Genomic DNA, 18,891 nt, shown 5'->3' on the forward strand with positions numbered 1-18,891 from the left:
GTTATTTTCCTGGTTCTTTAATAGTACTCGGTTTTTGGAAATAATATTATCGATAATCTGGATAAAATATTTTTTTTCTAAAGAGCCAGGTTTGTCTAAAATATTTCTAATTTCATTTTTTAAATTGGATTTTTACCGCAAGATAAAATGAGGCATTATTTTTTTTAGCTTATCTCTAAATTATAGTATTGTGAAATCAAAATACAACACCCGCTCTTAGTGATATTGCTCAATTATTCTTAAAATAGAAAAGAAGTCTATAGTATTTCAATTGTTCGGAAAGTAAGATTTACTCTAGGAGTAGTAATGCGTGTAGTGGGTGGTAAGCGATGCTGCCAGTGAGTTTGGGTTTCTTCTTTCATGACTAACAAGCTGCCGTGACATAAGTTCTGTGATACCGTTTCCTTGCTGTCTTTGTGTTTGAAGGTAAATTTTCGTTCGGCACCAAAACTTACGGAGGCGATGGCTCCATTTTTTTTTAAGTTTTTCTCGGCATCACTGTGCCAGCCCATTCCTTCGGTACCTGTGTGATATAAATTCAGCAGACAAGAATTATAGGTTTCTCCAGTTTTTTCCTCCACCAGGGTTTTTAGCGCCAGCAATTCGGGAGTCCAGATTAAGGCTTGCTTAGTTCTTTTAGAGTAGGTATAATTAAAAGTAGTATCCCCATACCAAGCGACCTTTCTTTTGGTGATGATGAGTTTACCAAAAATGACGGCCTCATCGTTTTTCCAATCAATGGTTTCCAATAAATTCTCTAGGTAAAAGTTGGCTTCTTGCAGGGGCATCATATGCCCGTAATAAAATACGGTTCCGTCTTTGGGCAACAGGTTTTGGTTCTCGTCTAATCCGGTGCTGAATAAATCCATTGGTTGTATGCTGTTTTCTTGCAATGACCACAAGGTCGGAAATTGTTTTGAATTGCTTGTGTCTCAGCGCTAAAAAATACTCAATTTTCTTTTTTCATTTGCTTCTCTGATTTGCAATGTAGCGTTCTATAAATTTTGAGTTTACCATTTCCTGCCAAGACAATTTGCTTTCGCTTGATTTTGGACTTTAGTTTGGCGGTTGTTATTTGTTTGTGTGCTATTATTGTTTTTGTTTTGCGTGAGGAGTTGTAGTGGGAATCTCTCTTGTCTTGTCTCGTTTAAAACTAGACGAGACAAGAGAGATTGAAAAATCCCGATCGCTATTGGGAGCTCCTTATTTGTCGCAGGGGCATTCCCAACTCCTTTTACAATTTTATTTCAAATAGGCAACAACCTTTAGTTGTTTGATAATGCAGAGGCAATCCCGCAGTAGATTTTAAATCGAATAGTCCCAGGAAATCAAAGCCGGCATTCGTGTAATGTTCAATAAGTTTTACATTCTTGCCCAAGGTGTCTAAACGAATATAATCTTTATCGATGCTTCGGGCATATTCTTTTGCCCAGTCTACTATAGTTCCAACAAAATTATGACCTCTAAAATAGGGGTTTGTGGCTATACGATGGATGTAGATGGCATCATCGCAGTCGCGTTCTTCCCAAATTTCAGCATCGTCAAATGTTATGGCCCATACACAGGCAATTTTGTCGTCGATCAGGAGTTTCCATTGTCTGTTTTCGCTTAGTTCTGTCTGGACTAATTGGCGTTCAAAGTCGGGCCAAACCACTACTTTTTTTGTTTTTTGGTATGCCGAAGCGATGGCGTACAGTCTAAATATTTCATCGACATCCGTAGCAACTGAGTTTTCTATTTTCATATTCTAAATTTTATTTTTTTGTGATCTGGCCAACTAATGATTTCCTTAACTACTACAATGCGATTGTAATCGATAGTTTCTTGTGAGTCATTGCATTTTGTATCACAAATATCGGAAGTGTTTTAACATTATAAAATCTGAAACTTTGCATATTGCTTTTTTGAAGCAAGTAGTAATATATGAAATAAGTTTTACCCACGTCTTGCACTTGTTTTTGAATGCGAAAGTCCTGTTGTTGTACAATAGTTAATTATAAGTTAAAAGTGGTTATACGAATGATTATATGTAGGTGTAAACTTATTTTTGAGACTAATTAATCATTAAAAACCAATAAATGAAGAAATTATTCATTTTAAGCACGCTGGCAGCTTTTGTATTTGTGCCAAGCTCAGTAATAGCACAAAAAAAGTGGCATCTAGATAAGAAAAAGAATAAAAAAACAGAAGTGGTTGCGTCTCCAGAAAAAAAACCTGAAGTTGCCATTAAACCTTATGATAAGATAATTACAAAAGATGCCATCTCTGACACTGGTTTGTTCACGGTACATAAAGTAGATAAAAAATATTATTTTGAAATCCCTAATAAGTTATTGGACAAGGATATGCTGCTGGTCAGCAGACTGTCTAAACTACCTTCTAATTTGGGTGGTGGTTATGTCAATGCTGGTTCAGAGACAAATGAACAATTAGTAGTTTGGCAGCGTTTTCAAGATAAAATTCTAATTAAATTGAAATCTTATAATGCTGTAGCAAATGACAGTTTGCCTATCAGTATCTCTGTGAAAAACAACAATTATGAGCCAACTTTGTTCGCTTTTGATATTGCTGCTTTCAGTAAAGATTCAGCCAATACGGTGATAGATGTATCTAAATTTTACGGAAGTGATATTAAGGCTATCAGTGGATTATCAGCCGGTATGAGAGAGACCTATAAGGTAAAGGGCATGGATGATTCTCGCAGTTTTATCACGGGGATGAAAAGTTTCCCAATGAATATTGAGGTTATTCAGGATTTTACTTATAATGCGACTAAGCCGCCTGTTCTACAAGATACGGAAACTATTAGTATCCAAATGAACCAATCGATGATTTTACTACCTGAAAAAATGATGGAGCCGCGTCTTGCTGATCCAAGAGTAGGCTGGTTTACTGTGAGTCAATATGATTATGGTAGCAATGAATTAAAATCAGATAAAAAAACCTATATCCGCAGATGGCGTTTAGAGCCAAAAGATGCTGTGGCTTATGCCAAAGGAGAACTGGTTGAACCAATAAAGCCTATCGTTTATTACATTGACCCAGCTACACCAGAAAAACTTCGTAAATACATCAAGCAAGGTATAGAAGAATGGCAAAAGCCATTTGAAACTGCAGGTTTTAAAAACGCTATTATTGCGAAAGACCCACCAACGAAAGAAGAAGATCCCGATTTTAGTCCAGAGGATATACGGTATTCGGTAATACGCTACGTAGCCAGTACGACACGTAATGCGGTTGGTCCGAGTGTCTCTGACCCCCGAACAGGAGAAATTATTGAGAGTGATATTATTTGGTACCACAATCACTTACGTTCGTATCGAAATCGCTATTTATTAGAAACGGGTGCGGCTAACCCTTCCGCACGAACATTAAATACAAGCGATGAGGAAATGGGAGAGATGATGCGTTTTGTTATAGCTCATGAGGTAGGACATGCGCTTGGTTTTCCACATAATATGGGAGCGAGTTGCGCCTATGAGACGGAGAGTTATAGAAACGCCGCTTTTACCCAAAAAAATGGAATAGCGGCTAGTTTGATGGATTATGCCCGTTTTAATTATATAGCACAACCAGGAGACAAAGGAGTTCGGTTTATTCGCCAGATGGGTCCTTACGATCATTATGCGGTGAATTGGGGCTACCGTGTAATTCCAAACTTAGTTACTCCGGAAGCAGAAGTTCCTACTTTAGACAAGTGGATTCTGGAAAAAGCGGGAGATCCAATGTATAAGTTTGGTAAGCAAAGTAGTAGTTTTGATCCAACTTCACAAACGGAAGACATAGGTAATAGCTCAATGAAAGCCAGTAGCTACGGACTTAAAAACTTAGAATATGTGGCAGCACATTTATCCGAGTGGACCAGTGATGTAACTAATAATTATGAGGATTTAAGTGAATTGTATGATGAGCTTTTGAGTGTATGGAGCCGTTATATAGGGCATGTTGTGACGAATGTGGGTGGTGTGTTTGAAGATATTAAAAAGCCCAATCAAAATGGAGTTGTTTATAATGTTGTTCCCAAAGCACAGCAACAAGAAGCCATGCAGTGGTTGCAAACTAACGCTTTTGCTTCGCCTACGTGGCTGGTTAATTTAAAAACTTTAAAAAACACCGATTACTCCGGTTATACAGAACGTTTTAGAAAGTTACAGGTGAGACATTTGGATGATGTATTGAGTTTTGATCGGATAGGTCGCTTAATTGATGCTGAAATTTTAGGAACTACTAACTATACTGCTTTGAACTTATTACGTGATATGCGAAAAGGGATATGGAAAGAAGCTAATACAGCAACAACCGTATCTATCTATCGCAGAAATTTACAGCGCGCCTATATTGTAAGGATGGAGTACCTAATGAAAGAAGAAATCAAATCAACTCGTTCAGCTGATTACTACAATGTGGCGCAATCTGATGTGAGAGCTTTAGTAAGAGGAGAGTTGACAACCTTAAAAACGGCTTTGGCAATATCAAAAAGCAGAGCTGTAGACGTAGAGACGAAATACCATTATGCAGACTGTATTGAACGAATCGCTTTGATTTTAGATCCCAAATAAAAGTAAATAATACCCATGAAAAAGTCCGCTCTCGAGCGGACTTTTCTATATGGCGTTAACTGGATACCCATCATGAACCTTTGCAAGGATGGGTTTGGTTATTGGGTATTCCATTTTATATTCCTTGGTCGGGAATTCAAAAACGTAACTTTTACCTGAGAGATATATCAGACCGTGGATTATTGATTCCGGGAGAAAACTAAGTTTATCCAAGAAGTAATCATAGGTTTTATTAGAATAATTAGTAATCAGAAAAGGGAATGAGTTTGGTATAAGATAGATATCTTCTATATATTGTTTGTCAACAACAACTTTTTTGTTGAACTCAAAATAATGGATTTCTTTGTTTTCTTTTTTTAATTGGATTAGTTCAAAAACGGATAAGGGTATTTTACAGTTAGTGTGGTAAAAAAATATTGATTTGGATACGTCAATCAGAACCCACTTCTTAAACTCCCGAGAGTATACCTCATTAAATGAATGGCCCCCGCGGATCGTTCGGTTTTTTGATATAATTTTTAAGCCCCACTCTTTTACTTTTAGATCATTGATGACACAGAAATTATTATAAACCTGTGACATGTCACTGCAAACGCCTCCTTCGCCTCTTATCATTTTTCGTAATGCTTTGTTGGAGGATTTTCCAAGTCCCGGGCCCCCTTTGATATGGTTTCTGAGCCATTTTGCTATTTTTTTTGCTTTTTCAAGATCACTCAGGTCTGACTTTGGTTGTGCCAAAATCATACGGTTCAGTTGAAAATAAATGGGAGGGATATCATACTTAGGGTTGATGGTATTGTAGCAAAAGTTTTCAATACGATCAAGCGATGATTTCCTGGAAACCATTTTAAATCTTATTTTGAACAACAGAGAATGTCTTCTAAAATACCAAAGTAAGGGTTTACTCATAATTCATTTTATTAGAGGTTTGCATAACTTAAATATAAAGAATTAAATAGTTAATTAATTAACTAATCGTTAAAAATCAGATATATACGATGAGTGGTCGGTATTGTAGTATATTGCTAAATTGGCGAATTACTGATAGTGCATAAATCGCCGCATAAAAAACTCCCAATCTTACAATGGTACGATTGGGAGTTTTTTATTAATCTAAATATCTTAACTAGCCGTTAAGTAGTCTAACTAAATAATGGGAGTCAAGAATATGATTCTATTTCTGGCTATACATTTCGATTTGTTTTTTTACGAGGCGTTGTTGCAGCCAGAGGGATAATTTTTTTTCTGAGCTTGCAGTAAGCCCTTGCTTGCTTCTATAAATCAGTACGGGTATTGTTCTGGAGCTATCCGTATTTTCATTAAAAGTATGGTTACCCATTGAAATATTATTAATTTCAGGAAACAAAATTTTTATTTCAGCTAACAAGGCTTTATTGTCATAAGTATTTAAGGCAAGTTCTTTTTTTAACTTTAAAATTGAAACATCTTTTTGACTTAGTTCCGATTTGTTGAAATTAATTTCACTAAGAATATCGCTTTTAAGATCTGTTGTGTCCTGCATTACAGTAAGCTTAGTGTCTTTTATATCGTAGTCTTTAAGTCTTTGATTCAATTCCTTAATTTCATCTTCACTATATCTTTTTGTAAGAAATCCGAGTTCCAGTTTTTTAGGCTTTTGATTGAATTTTGTTTTCTTATACAAAATGGCAATTCCTTTATTTGAAAATTCATTATCCGTAAAAAGATCAATCTGGTGTTGGTACTTTTTTTCTTCAATTAATAGGTATGCGAAATAGATGCTTGGTAATATTAACACTGTGATTAAGCCTGAAATAATATATTTCACCTGTTTTTGGGATCGATCATCTAGCTGCTTTTTGGTAGGGTATTTTAAGTATTTTACAATGAAAAAAGTAGAAATGCAAATGAATACGCAGTTGATGGAATACAAATACATAGCGCCGAAAAAGAATTTGTAACTCCCTAATGCCAGTCCATATCCTGCGGTGCACAGTGGTGGCATAAGTGCGGTTGCTATCGCAACTCCAGGTATCGGATTCCCTTTCTCTACTCTCGTTATCGCAATTGCACCAACCAAACCACCAAAAAAGGCAATAAGAATATCATAGATATTAGCTGAAGTTCGGGATAATAATTCGGGTTGAGCTTCCTTGAATGGGCTGACATAAAAATAAATGGTCGAAACCAATAATGATGGCTATAAGAAGGTTTTTTAAAGATCTTTTAAGTAAATCAAAGTCATAAACACCTCATCCAAAACCGGCTCCTATGATGGGGGCCATTAATGGAGATATAAGCATAGCACCTATAATCACTGCTGTTGAATTTACATTCAATCCAATTGATGCCACGACAATAGCACAAGCTAAAATCCACAAATTATACCCTCTGAAGGAAATATTGGACTTCACAAAGTCCAATACTTTATTTTTTTCTTCTTCTCCCTTACTCAGATTAATGTAGGAGAAAAAACTATTTAATATTGTTTTCACCAACTCCTTCTTTTAAAGTTTTTTTCAAAAAGACAAAGCCTATTATGCCCGCAATTAAAGAAGAAAGTAGAATGATAAACTTGGCATTGCTAATTATAGTTTTGTCATCAAAAGCAAGTAAAGTTATGAAAATAGACATTGTAAACCCTATTCCTCCCAAAAATCCGACACCAATAATTGTTTTCCAATTCATATCTGAGGGGAGTTTACATATTCCCAAAGAGACCGCCAGGAGAGAAAAGAGATAGATCCCCAAAGGTTTTCCCACGATTAATCCTAAAGCGATTCCGATACTGTAATGTTGAGCAATAGTTTCTCCTATGTTTGAACTTATAACAATTGCTGTATTGGCCAAAGCAAAGAGCGGAAGTATTAAAAAACCAACGGGTTTATGCAGAAAATGTTGTAAAATCGATGAGGTAGAGTCTTTATCTCCATTTCCAAAAGGAATGACAAAGGCTAATAATACGCCTGTAACAGTTGCATGAATTCCTGAATGTAGCATAAACCACCACATTATAACCCCACCGATAAGGTAAGGAATAAGACTTTTAACTTTCATGCGGTTCAGTATGAATAACACTAACATTGTACCTAAAGCATAAAAAAGATTAGACCAAAGAATGGTTTTCGTATAAAAGATGGCAATAACCATAATCGCTCCTAAATCGTCTATTACTGCTAATGCCGTTAAGAATATTTTCAAAGAAAGTGGTACCCGATTCCCTAATAAAGATAGGATTCCCAATGCAAAAGCAATGTCAGTTGCCATAGGGATACCTGCTCCGGCTTGTGCAATACCTCCGTAGTTCAAAAGTAAATACAGTCCCGCAGGTACTAGCATTCCTCCTAATGCCGCAAATATGGGCAATAAAGCATCTTTTATGTTTGACAATTCACCTTCATAGATTTCTCTTTCTAATTCTAAACCAATTAATAAAAAGAAGATCGTCATTAATCCATCATTAATCCAGTATTCCAGACTTTCTCCTCCCAGTTTCATATGCCAGGTGTGAAGGTATTGTGACCCAAAGATTGAATTTGCCATAAACAAAGAAAATACGGTGCACGCTATAAGTATAAGCCCAGTTGCTTTTTCGCTTTCAAAAAACTCATTAAATAAATTTGAATTGTAAATGCGCTTTATTGTTTTTTTCATTTTTGTCTTCATGGATTCTTTTTAGCCTAAAACCGGAAGAGTTTCCGTTTTGGTTGCTAAGTTACAGGACTAATTCTTAGAAAGGCAAAAATAGCTAAATAGTTACTAATCTCCTTGTAGAAATTGATAATATTATCAGAAGTTACAGTCTTAACAATCCTGAAACGGGAATTTAAGTACTATTTTTTTGATAATTGGATACTAATAAAAAGAGGTTTTTATGGAGTTTAATCAATGGAATTCATTCAAAATGGCAATAATAGGGGGTTGTTTTTGAATACTTTAATACTGAAAGTTAATTCGGTTTCAATATTAGGAATAGTTTTTTCATGAGTTATTTTTTTATTTGAAGCTTTAATAGTAGGTCGGTTTGTATGTCATCCCCCAAAGTGAAAATGTGTTTGTCAAATGCGACAAATCCATTTTTAGCATAAAACTCAAGCGCTCTGTAATTCTCTTCCCATACTCCTAACCAGATATATTTAACATGACTTTGATGCACCATTTCCAGAACGTAATCAATTAAAAGCTGTCCTACTTTTTTACCCTGGTATTCCTGCAAAACATAAATACGATGGATTTCCATTGCATGCTCATCCATTAATTCAGTTTGCGCATTACCAAAATTTATTTTTAAATAACCAATAATTGTAGTGTCTAAAGTGGCAAAGTAAAAGGAAGATTCCGGATTAGTGAGCTCCTGTGTCAATTGGTCCACATTAAAATTTAGGGCTATATAATTGGAAAGGTTTTCAGGGCTATTTACTGCCGCAAAAGTTTCCGTGAAGGTTTGTTTGCCGATAATTTGCAGCAATTCTAAATCTGATAGGGCTGTTTTTCTAATTTCAATTTTGCTCATGATAAAAAATAGGGTGCATTGTCGTAAAATTCAGGATCAAAAATAACATAATTAAAATATGCTGCAATTTTTATTTCTTCATTAAACAAATCGATTTATAAATGTCTGTTTATTGTTTTTCAATTAGTACTTTTGAATTTGTATTAAAAACAACCTGAAATAGGATTAATTATGAAAATTGTCATATCACCAGCCAAATCTTTGAACTTTGAAAAGGAACTACCTACTTCAAAATATACTGATCCTGCTTTTCTGAAAGAATCAAGAGAAATCCAAAAAGTATTGAAGCAACGGTCCCCAAAAGACCTATCTGAATTAATGAATATTTCTGCAAAATTAGCGGATATGAACTGGCAACGTAATACAGACTGGAAAACTCCTTTTACTCCTGAAAATGCGCGCCCTGCCATTTATGCTTTTGATGGTGATGTATATACTGGCGTAGATGCATATTCGATTCCGACAGAGAAAATAGAAAGGTTACAAGATAGTTTACGAATACTTTCGGGTTTGTATGGCGTGTTAAAACCGTTGGATTTAATTCAGGCATACCGATTGGAAATGGGTACGAAATTACCCGTTGGAGATCATAAAAATTTATATGAATTTTGGAAAACTAAAGTAACAGATGCTCTAAATAAAGAATTGGGAAAAGACGAGTTGTTTGTCAACCTGGCAAGTAATGAATATTTTTCGGCGGTAGATGTCAAAGGATTAAAAGTTCCCGTAATCACTCCTGATTTTAAGGATTATAAAGACGGGAAACTTAAAATAATCAGTTTTTACGCTAAGAAAGCTAGAGGTATGATGGTGCGTTACATTATAGATACAGAAGCAAAAACAATAGAAGATTTAAAAGGCTTCAATTATGATGGGTATCAATTTGATGCGACTCTTTCAAAAGGGAATCATTTGGTATTTACCAGATAATTCTTTTGACAATAACCCATAAAAAACTCCGACGTAGATCGGAGTTTTTTATGGACTTAGTTTGAATTAGCAAACGGTATTAGTGCATGGCATCTGCCGGATTGATTTTATTTTTTCCTCTTTTGATGAAGAATATAATTGGAATACAACAGAGAAACAAAATTCCCAGATACATGAAAATATCCATGTAGGACAAAACAGTACTTTGTTTCATGACAGAGTAATCAATTGCCTGATATGCTTTTTTCATGGATTCATTAGCAGTAAATCCTTTTGACATAAAACCTTTTTGCAATAGCTGTAATCGTTGCTGTACTTCAAATTTACTTCCATCTAAGTGTGCAATCAAATCGACGCGGTGTTTCTGCGTGAATCGTGTGATAAAGGTAGTAATGATGGCGATACCAAAAGAACCTCCCAATTGTCTCATCATACCCGTAAATGCAGCTCCTTCACCAATATTTTTCCCTGATAAAGTGGATAGTGATAAGGTAGTAATAGGGACGAAAAGCAACCCTAAACCAATTCCTCTTAAAATTAATGCCCAATACATATGTTCTTCACCAGTATCCGGTGTCATGCTATTGTGCATCATTAAGGTAAATAAAAAGAAAATTAAAAACCCAACACCAATCATGTAGCCTTGAGGCACTCCTTTTTGAATCAATTTACCAATAATTGGCATCATAAAAGCAGTAGTTATAGAACCAGGAATCAACAATAAACCAGCATCAGTGGCAGTCCATCCCAAAATGGATTGTGTATATATCGGAATTATTAATGTGGAACCGTACAAACCAAAACCGAGAATGAAAGCCATAAGAGTACCAATTCTTAAATTCCCGTCTTTCAGAACGCTTAAATTTACGATTGGATATTTATAGGTTAATTGTCGCCAAATGAACAGTATTAATCCAAATACGGAAACGGCACTCAATAAAACAATTAGTTTATTGTTAAACCAATCGTCCTGTTGTCCATGTTCCAGTACGAATTGTAATGAACCAATGAAGGACGCCAAAAGAATGATTCCCATCCAATCTACTTGGTTCGACTTCAATTTTTCTCCGTATTTTGGACTTCTTACAAAGCTTAAAGTCAAAAGAGTGGCAATAATGCCTAAAGGAATATTGATGTAAAAAATGTAAGGCCAAGAAAAATGATCCACAAGATACCCTCCCAATGGCGGACCTAATGTAGGGCCTACAATTACACCCATCCCATAAATGGCTTGTGCCATTCCTCTTTTTGCAATAGGGTAGCTCTCGGTAATAATGGTTTGTGCCGTTACTAATAAAGCGCCACCTCCAAGACCTTGAATAAATCGGAAGGCCACTAACTCCCATATATTGGTAGCATTACCGCATAAGAAAGAAGCAACTGTAAAAATAATTATTGAAACAGCAAAGTAATTTCGTCTTCCAAATTGCTGTGAAAGCCAACTAGTCATGGGGATTACAATCACATTTGCGATAGCATATGCAGTAATTACCCAGGCTACATCAGTTAATGTAGCACCTAGGCTTCCTCTCATGTTTGTTAATGCCACATTTACAATAGTGGTATCTACAATTTCCAGCAAAGCACAAAGCACTGCCGTTATTGTAATGATAACCCGTCTAAAGCCGTATTCGACTAAATCGTCGTCTCCTTGTCCTATTATCATTTTACTTTATGTGTACGTCTACATCCACATTCATTCCCGGACGTAATAATTTTATTTTTTCAATATCGTTATTGGCATCAATAGTAATTTTTACCGGTAAACGCTGAACTGTTTTTACAAAATTACCAGTGGCATTATCTGGAGGTAAAATAGAAAAACGTGATCCGGTTGCAGGGGAAAAGGAAGTAATTGTTCCATTAAAATCATAGTCAGGATACGCATCTACTTTGATGGTCACCTTCTGTCCGGTCACCATTTTATTTAATTGAGTTTCTTTAAAATTGGCTACGACCCAAGCTTCATTGTTGTTGATGATATAAAAAAGAGATTGTCCCGGTTGAACTAGTTGTCCCGGTTGAATGTCAATTTTAGAAACCTGCCCGTCAATTGCAGCAGTTATGGCCGTATAGCTTAAATTTAAAACTGCGGAGGCAAGCAATGCTCTCGCTCTTTTAATATTGGCATCAGCCACATCAGTTTGTTTGTCAGTGGCTTTTGACTTAGCTACAACAACTGATTTTTGAAATGCACTTGCTTTTTCCTGCTGTTGCAAAATACGTACCTGATTTTCAGCTTCTAATTTAGCCGATAAGGCCTGTTCGTATTGCTGTTTAGTAATAGTATGGCTTTTATATAAATTGTTATATCGGTCGTAATCATTGCTAACACGATTCAATCTGATTTTGGCGGTTTCAATGTTTCCTCCGGCTGATTTCACGTTGGCTTCCGATACGGAAATACTGGCTAAAATACTACCGATATCCGCTTTAGTAATTTCTAAATTTCCTTCCGCTGCAGCGAGGTTCGCTGTTGCTTCATCAATTTTTAATTGGTAATCTTTTTTGTCGATTGTAAATAAAGTATCTCCTTTTTTGACAAAATCGTTGTCTTTTATAAACACTTTACTTACATATCCCGATACTCTGGGAATAATTGGGTTCATGTTTTTCTCAATCTGTGCATCATCTGTCCCTTCGTGAGAAAGCGAGTGGATATACTTATAGGTTCCATAAGTAACACCTAGTAGTACTAATGAAGTGATTATAATGATAAACTTGGTATTGGTTTTTTTATTAGTCATTTTAGGTGTCGATTATATTTTTGAAAGATTGAAAGTTTGGTTTAATTGCCCGCTTACAGAAAGCAACTCATAGTATTTTTGGATAACATTAGCCCTTGCCAGTGTTCTATTGATATTGGAACCCAGTTGCTCTACATCAGCTTCAAGAAGATCATTTGTGTCAGATAAACCGTTATCGTATTTATCTTTTATAATTCTGTAATTTTCTGATGCCTGTTCCACCGCCTGATTGTAAACTAAATCTTGTTTTAAAGCCAAATCATAACCCTCAATGGCTTTTTGTACTTGTATTTTGATATCGTCGGTAAGCATTATTTCTGAATTTTGTACTTCAAGTGCTTTGCTTTCCGCTATCTTAACATTGGTACCGTTTTTTAGAATACCACTTAAATCATAAGATACACCAACACCAATGTTCATCGCATTTTGCACTGTGATTATATTTTGTAAATTTAATGCAGTAAAACCACCGATGATCGAAATGGAGGGGTAGTAGCCACTTTTGGCAATTTGAACATTAGCTAAACTTGCTTTTTCTTGCAATCGAATGGACTCTAAATCTTTACGATTTTTTAAGGCTAGTTCATCATTGGTTGGAATATTGCTCACTTGGAAGTCAGCAAAATCACTTTCTTTGATTTCTAACTTTGTTTTGGAATCCATTTTTAACAGACTGACAAGCTCCATATTTACAATATTTAAATCACTTATTGCACTATCTAAGGATAGCTGTATTTTTGAAACTTGAAGTTGTGATTTCAATAAATCATTTCTTGGAATGATTCCGTTTTTTTCCAGTTGAAGGAAATCCGCAACCCGTTGTTGTGCACTTTTTTGATTTTCTTTTAAAAGTTCTACCGTTTTTTGTGCTTTATACAAACTGGCATAGTAATTAACCACCATCATTGCTACTTCTTCCTTGGTTTGCATGGCACTGGCTGTTTCAGCCTGATACATGTTATCGTAGGCTTTAATGCTGTTTTGAATTTTAAAACCGGCAAATATGGGGAGGCTTGCGTTTACTTGTCCTAGCATTAATTGATTTACGATAGGTATTGGTTCAGCAGTTGCACTATTATTTTTGTTGATTTTTAAATCAACGGATGCGTTTGTCAATCGTTGGTACTGTCCTGAAATTTTTAAATCAGGATATCTGTTGTTATTTACAGACTGTAATTCGTGTTTTTTGGTGTTTACTTTAGTGTTTGCCAAAGAAACTTCGTTGCTTTTGGCCCAGGCCAAATGAATGGCTTCATCGAGGGTTAAGCTCTTTTTTTCTTGTGCTTCTATTGATGAAATTCCGATGAAGAATATCCCAAACAGCATGAGTTGACTAACTTTCATATATCAGAAGTGCTTTTATGGTTTGTTGAATGTGTTTAGTCAGATTGACCTTTATATAATTGTTGTATAATTCCTCTGTCTTTAAATTTAATAAATCCATGAAATACTCTTTATTCATATAGAAATGGAAAAAAGTGCCAAGAATAGTGGGGGTTATCAACGGAATTGAAATGTCTTTCCTAAACACGCCTTTTTCCTGGCCTTCGGTAATGATGGCTTCAAGAGATTTAAAATTACTTTTTCGTAAATCATAAAAGGATTTAATATTTATTTCCTTTTTTTTGGTAGCCACTTCAAAATGAAGAATTCTAAAAATCCCCTTATTTGTATTAATCCTATTTATGTAAATGGCAATCAATTTATTGATCTTGGCAATGGGGTCGAGGTCTTCAATCAACAAATTCTCTATTTGAATCTTTAAATCTTTAGTTCTATAAGATATTAGCGATTCTAGTAAACGTTCTTTAGATCCAAAGTAATAAGAAACCATGGCAATGTTAATCTTGGCCATTTTAGCGATGTTTCTAATGGAAGTTCCATCAAATCCTTTTTCGGCAAATAAGGATTCTGCCACTAGAAGGATTTGGATTTGTTTTTCGTTAAAATCAGGAATAACGGACATAGTTGTTAAATATCTGGTAAATTTAAACAACTGTTTAAATTAAACGCTTGTTTAAATTTTATTTAACATAATATTAACAAGGTTTTAAGGCTGTTTTTTAGTCGGTTGATAGTATTTCGTGTTGATCGCGATATAGTAGTGCTATTAGATAACTAGAACTAGCATTCCGATTTTTTGTTTTGTCGTTTTTGTTCTTATTTCAAAATGTATTTGGCATAGGTAACGAAGCCGGCTTAGAGGTCATGAAATTTAAAACACTGGCAATAAAAGGGATACGTTGCTGATTCAAAATTGTGGATATCTATTTGGTGAATACTCTATTTTTTTTTCTTTAAAATCTATCTTTGACATCCTAAAAAATAAAGAGATGAGTACAACTTGGTATGAATGCAAAGTAAAATATAGAAAAACAGATGAAACTGGTGGACAAAAGATTACGACTGAACCGTATTTGGTAGATGCTTTATCGTATACTGAAGCCGAAAGTAGAATCAATGAAGAGATGGCAGCTTATATCAGTGAAGAGTTTAAAATTACGAACATAAAAGTAGCTAATTATGCAGAGATTCATCCTTTTGAAAATTGTGATCGTTGGTTTAAATCGAAAATTTCTTTATTAGCTTATGACGAAGAAAGTGGTAAAGAACGTAAAACCAATATGTATTTTTTAGTACAGGCAAACGATGTAAAAGAAGCTTTTGATAATACAATGGGAATCATGCAAAGCACTATGGGTGAGTATAGCATTCCAGCTGTTTCAGAATCTCCTATTATGGATGTATTTCCTTATTTCTCTGGAGAGGAAGAAGACTTGGAAAAAATAGAAAAGTTTAACGCACTCAAGGCGTCTCGACCCGAAGTTGCAGCAGAAACAGAGGATACTATGGAATTTGTTGTTGAAGAAGAAACGGCTTCTTAAGATTTCTAAAGTTTTTTAAAAAAAATACAGCAAATTCGCAAATTACGCAGTCCTAAAAGGAGTATGTAATTTGGGAATTTGCGATCAATATAAAATCACTATTAATTTGTATTCTACTATTTTTATCGAATCGATTTAACAAATTCCGCAATTTTTCCAGTTCCGTTTTTAGTTAGGTCTTGGATAAAAGCACTTCCTATGATAGCACCTTTGGCGAATTGTGTCGCTTGATTAAACGTTTCTTTGTTATTGATTCCAAAACCGATGACTTGTGGACTCTTGAGATTCATGTCGGCAATGCGTTTGAAATAGGCTTCTTGCGCATTTCCAAATCCTGATTGAGATCCAGTTACACTTGCTGAACTTACCATGTAGATGAATCCGTTAGAGACGCTGTCTATGAAGTTAATTCGTTCAACTGAAGTTTGAGGTGTAATCAAGAGTACGTTTATTAGTCCGTATTTTTCAAATATCCCCTTGTATTCATCAGCATAAACATCAACCGGTAGATCAGGAATAATGAGTCCATCGATACCAATTTCAGCACATTTCTTACAGAAGTTTTCTACGCCGTATTGTAACATCGGATTAAAATAGCCCATGATAATTAAGGGAATAGATACTGACTTCCGAATGTCTTTTAATTGGTCAAACAACACTTGTGTGTTTATTCCATTATGAAGTGCTTGAGTGGAGCTTTCTTGTATTGTAGGACCATCTGCTAATGGATCACTGAAAGGTAATCCGATTTCGATCATATCGACACCATTTTTTTCTAAATCCTGAATGATTTGTACCGTATCATTTAGATTTGGGTATCCAGCAGAAAAATAGATGGATAGTATCTTATTGTCCTCTTGTAATTTTTGATTTATTCTATTCATTTTGATTATTTTATCAGATGCTGCATCTGTGTGGAGCCTATTTTTAGTTCGTTTATAGCTTAGCGCTGTAAGCCCATACCATTTGCTTAGATTTTAATGGGACTTGAATCCGGCTATAAGAGTTACCTTCATAGGTGTCAGAAAGTTGAAGTTCTTGAACGGTTAGCTCATAGACTATTCCTTCAATGCAATCTGAATCATCTTCGGTAGGAGTGATAATTGGATAGTTTTCTAGTCCAAATTCTTCTTCTATTTCTATTCTTTTTACTTCGTATCCTAATAATTTTTCTGGAACTCCTTGAAGGATTCGTCCAAATACAGTTTTTTGTACTTCTTCTTCTCTTAAGGATCCGTAGGCAAATAAATTTTCCATTTTTTTATATTTATGATTTATATGTAAATCAGATTTCCTTCCTATGGATTGCTTTTCCTTCTACTCCCGAAATTATTTTAGGCTAAAAGGAAACACGCTGAAATAAAGCCAGCACAACCCCAACAGTTAATTTATGGAAACTAATTTATAATTTAAAGTAATCAATATACGTATTTAAATCTTTGTCGCCACGTCCTGACAGATTAATCACTACAATATCCTCTGGTTTGAATTTCATTTCGTCCAGAACGGCAAAAGCGTGAGCAGTTTCAATTGCTGGAATTATTCCTTCCATTTTAGAAAGTTTTAGTCCCCACTGCATCGCTTGTTCGTCGGTAATTGAGATAAACTGTGCTCTTCCCGTTGCGTAAAGATTAGCGTGCATAGGCCCAACACCTGGGTAATCTAATCCTGCCGAAATGGAATATGGTTCAGTAATCTGTCCATCCGTAGATTGCATCAACAAGGTTTTGGCGCCATGAATAACACCTACTTTCCCTAGAACGGAGGTAGCAGCGCTCTCACCAGAATCTACTCCGAGACCTGCTGCTTCAACTGCGATGATATTTACTTCTTCGTTATCTAGGTAATGGTAATAAGTACCGGCTGCATTACTCCCTCCACCCACGCAGGCGATTAGATAATCAGGATTTTCTCTTCCTTCTTTTTCCAGTAATTGTATTTTTATTTCTTCAGATACAACACTTTGAAAACGGGCTACCATGTCAGGATAAGGATGCGGTCCTACTACAGAACCAATAATATAATAGGTATCTATTGGATTATTAATCCAGTCGCGAATCGCTTCGTTTGTAGCATCTTTTAGGGTTTTAGAACCTGAAAGTGCTGGGCGAACTTCAGCACCTAGCATTTTCATACGTGCTACATTTGGCGCTTGACGCTTGATGTCAACTTCGCCCATATAGACGATGCACTGCAATCCCATCAAAGCGCATACTGTTGCTGTTGCTACACCGTGCTGTCCAGCTCCAGTTTCAGCAATAATACGAGTTTTTCCCAAACGTTTGGCAAGTAAAATTTGTCCAATGGTATTATTGATTTTATGCGCACCAGTATGGCATAAATCTTCTCTTTTTAGGTATACTTTTGTATTGTATTCTTTAGACAAGCGCTCTGCAAAATAAAGAGGGGTAGGGCGGCCTACATATTCTTTTAAAAGAGAATCAAACTCAGCTTGAAAGCTTGGCTCAGCCATTATTTTTAAATAATTTTGGCGTAATTCTTCAACATTTGGATATAACATTTCAGGAATGTAGGCTCCTCCAAATTCACCATAATAGCCTTTTTCGTTTACGTGGTATGACATGATTTTATTTTTTGTTTTTCGATAGAGACAATTCGCGAATTGTCCGTATATCATTGATGTTTTTTAATCCTGGCTCTATTTCAAATTTACTGTTTACATCAATAGCGTAAACGGGTAGATTCGTTTTTGTTATTTCTTTAACTGCTTCCAATTCTTCAAGTCCTATACCGCCACTTAGAAAAAAGGACTTTGTGGATGGATAATTTTCCAATACTTTCCAATCGAAAGTAGTTCCGTTTCCACCGGGTAACTTTCCTTTTGTATCAAAGAGAAAATAATCGCAGAAGTCTTCGAAGGGCTTTAATGCGCTAAAGTCAAATTCATCTTGTATAGAAAAGACTTTTATAATTTCAATATCTTTTGGCAATTGGCGGCGCAAGACTTCAATGAAGTCAACTGATTCTTTACCGTGCAATTGAACGGCTTGTAAATCGTGTTTCAATACTTTTTCTATAATAATAGAAAGTGTTTCATTAACAAAAACACCAACTTTTTTTATCGAGCCTGGTAAAGTAGGAATGATACCATCAAAATACCGCGATGATTTTTCCCAAAAGATAAATCCCATATAATCGGGTAGTAGCGATCCCACTTTGAGTATGTTATCAGGGTATTTCATACCGCAGATTTTGAGTTTCATAACTATTGATTTTTTTACAACAAAGTTCACAAAGAATACACTAAATTCACTAAG

At 35.4% G+C, this 18,891-nt stretch carries 16 protein-coding genes and 1 pseudogene; 3 read left to right on the forward strand and 14 right to left on the reverse strand.

All coding sequences use genetic code 11. The features are described from left to right. Positions 1–257: 257 nt before the first annotated feature. Together CXF59_RS00715 and CXF59_RS00725 are read right to left on the reverse strand one after the other, a co-directional pair. Positions 258–869 carry an alpha-ketoglutarate-dependent dioxygenase AlkB gene (locus CXF59_RS00715; RefSeq protein WP_101135813.1) on the reverse strand — a complete coding sequence of 204 codons (612 nt, stop codon included), beginning with the start codon at positions 867–869 and terminating at the stop codon, positions 258–260. Positions 870–1,234: 365 nt separating this feature from the next. Beyond that, positions 1,235–1,744, reverse strand: coding sequence for a GNAT family N-acetyltransferase (locus tag CXF59_RS00725; protein WP_101135814.1), 510 nt, complete (start codon positions 1,742–1,744; stop codon positions 1,235–1,237). 334 nt (positions 1,745–2,078) lie between these two features. Here CXF59_RS00725 and CXF59_RS00730 point away from each other — a divergent pair, with 334 nt between their 5' ends. Beyond that, a complete protein-coding gene (locus CXF59_RS00730) occupies positions 2,079–4,559 on the forward strand; it encodes a zinc-dependent metalloprotease (RefSeq protein ID WP_101135815.1) in 2,481 nt (826 codons plus the stop codon). Positions 4,560–4,604: 45 nt separating this feature from the next. Here the strand turns inward: CXF59_RS00730 and CXF59_RS00735 are convergent, their stop codons facing one another. From CXF59_RS00735 to CXF59_RS00750, 4 genes and pseudogenes are all read right to left on the reverse strand, one after another. After that, positions 4,605–5,468: a hypothetical protein gene (locus tag CXF59_RS00735; RefSeq protein WP_232758548.1), complete on the reverse strand. Its 864-nt coding sequence runs from the start codon at positions 5,466–5,468 to the stop codon at positions 4,605–4,607. Between the two features lie 265 nt (positions 5,469–5,733). Continuing rightward, positions 5,734–7,033: pseudogene (locus tag CXF59_RS00740) on the reverse strand (DUF389 domain-containing protein). Next, positions 7,014–8,204: a Na+/H+ antiporter NhaA gene (gene nhaA, locus CXF59_RS00745; protein ID WP_198554606.1), complete on the reverse strand. Its 1,191-nt coding sequence runs from the start codon at positions 8,202–8,204 to the stop codon at positions 7,014–7,016. The pseudogene CXF59_RS00740 and the gene nhaA overlap by 20 nt, the downstream one beginning before the upstream one ends. A 322-nt stretch (positions 8,205–8,526) precedes the next feature. After that, a complete protein-coding gene (locus CXF59_RS00750) occupies positions 8,527–9,051 on the reverse strand; it encodes a GNAT family N-acetyltransferase (RefSeq protein ID WP_101135816.1) in 525 nt (174 codons plus the stop codon). A 171-nt stretch (positions 9,052–9,222) separates the two neighbouring features. Here CXF59_RS00750 and yaaA point away from each other — a divergent pair, with 171 nt between their 5' ends. Further along, on the forward strand, positions 9,223–9,981 hold the full coding sequence (gene yaaA / locus CXF59_RS00755) for a peroxide stress protein YaaA (protein ID WP_101135817.1): 759 nt from the start codon (positions 9,223–9,225) through the stop codon (positions 9,979–9,981). Between the two features lie 79 nt (positions 9,982–10,060). Here yaaA and CXF59_RS00760 read toward each other — a convergent pair whose 3' ends face one another. The 4 genes from CXF59_RS00760 to CXF59_RS00775 are packed head-to-tail and all read right to left on the reverse strand — an operon-like array spanning position 10,061 to position 14,694. Beyond that, positions 10,061–11,647, reverse strand: coding sequence for an MDR family MFS transporter (locus tag CXF59_RS00760; RefSeq protein WP_101135818.1), 1,587 nt, complete (start codon positions 11,645–11,647; stop codon positions 10,061–10,063). 1 nt (position 11,648) lies between these two features. Then, on the reverse strand, positions 11,649–12,728 hold the full coding sequence (locus tag CXF59_RS00765; protein ID WP_101135819.1) for an HlyD family secretion protein: 1,080 nt from the start codon (positions 12,726–12,728) through the stop codon (positions 11,649–11,651). A 12-nt stretch (positions 12,729–12,740) separates the two neighbouring features. Continuing rightward, a complete protein-coding gene (locus tag CXF59_RS00770) occupies positions 12,741–14,072 on the reverse strand; it encodes a TolC family protein (protein ID WP_101135820.1) in 1,332 nt (443 codons plus the stop codon). Then, positions 14,062–14,694, reverse strand: coding sequence for a TetR/AcrR family transcriptional regulator (locus tag CXF59_RS00775; protein ID WP_101135821.1), 633 nt, complete (start codon positions 14,692–14,694; stop codon positions 14,062–14,064). Before CXF59_RS00775 ends, CXF59_RS00770 begins: the two co-directional genes overlap by 11 nt. A gap of 367 nt (positions 14,695–15,061) precedes the next feature. Between CXF59_RS00775 and CXF59_RS00780 the strand changes: the two genes are divergently transcribed. Beyond that, on the forward strand, positions 15,062–15,613 hold the full coding sequence (locus CXF59_RS00780) for a DUF4494 domain-containing protein (RefSeq protein WP_101136111.1): 552 nt from the start codon (positions 15,062–15,064) through the stop codon (positions 15,611–15,613). Positions 15,614–15,735: 122 nt separating this feature from the next. On the opposite strand, the gene trpA is transcribed toward CXF59_RS00780, so the two are convergent. From trpA to CXF59_RS00800, 4 genes are all read right to left on the reverse strand, one after another. After that, complete coding sequence (gene trpA, locus CXF59_RS00785) at positions 15,736–16,497, reverse strand: tryptophan synthase subunit alpha (protein WP_101135822.1); 762 nt, start codon at positions 16,495–16,497, stop codon at positions 15,736–15,738. Positions 16,498–16,549: 52 nt separating this feature from the next. Next, positions 16,550–16,870, reverse strand: a complete 321-nt coding sequence (locus tag CXF59_RS00790; protein WP_101135823.1) for a gamma-glutamylcyclotransferase family protein — start codon at positions 16,868–16,870, stop codon at positions 16,550–16,552. A 145-nt stretch (positions 16,871–17,015) separates the two neighbouring features. Continuing rightward, positions 17,016–18,197, reverse strand: a complete 1,182-nt coding sequence (trpB, locus tag CXF59_RS00795; protein WP_101136112.1) for a tryptophan synthase subunit beta — start codon at positions 18,195–18,197, stop codon at positions 17,016–17,018. Between the two features lie 4 nt (positions 18,198–18,201). Further along, the gene (locus CXF59_RS00800) at positions 18,202–18,837 is read right to left on the reverse strand and encodes a phosphoribosylanthranilate isomerase (RefSeq protein WP_101135824.1); all 636 of its coding nucleotides are present in this window, start codon (positions 18,835–18,837) and stop codon (positions 18,202–18,204) included. Positions 18,838–18,891: the final 54 nt, after the last annotated feature.

Source organism: Flavobacterium sp. ALD4 (assembly GCF_002836475.1).
Lineage (GTDB): Bacteria > Bacteroidota > Bacteroidia > Flavobacteriales > Flavobacteriaceae > Flavobacterium.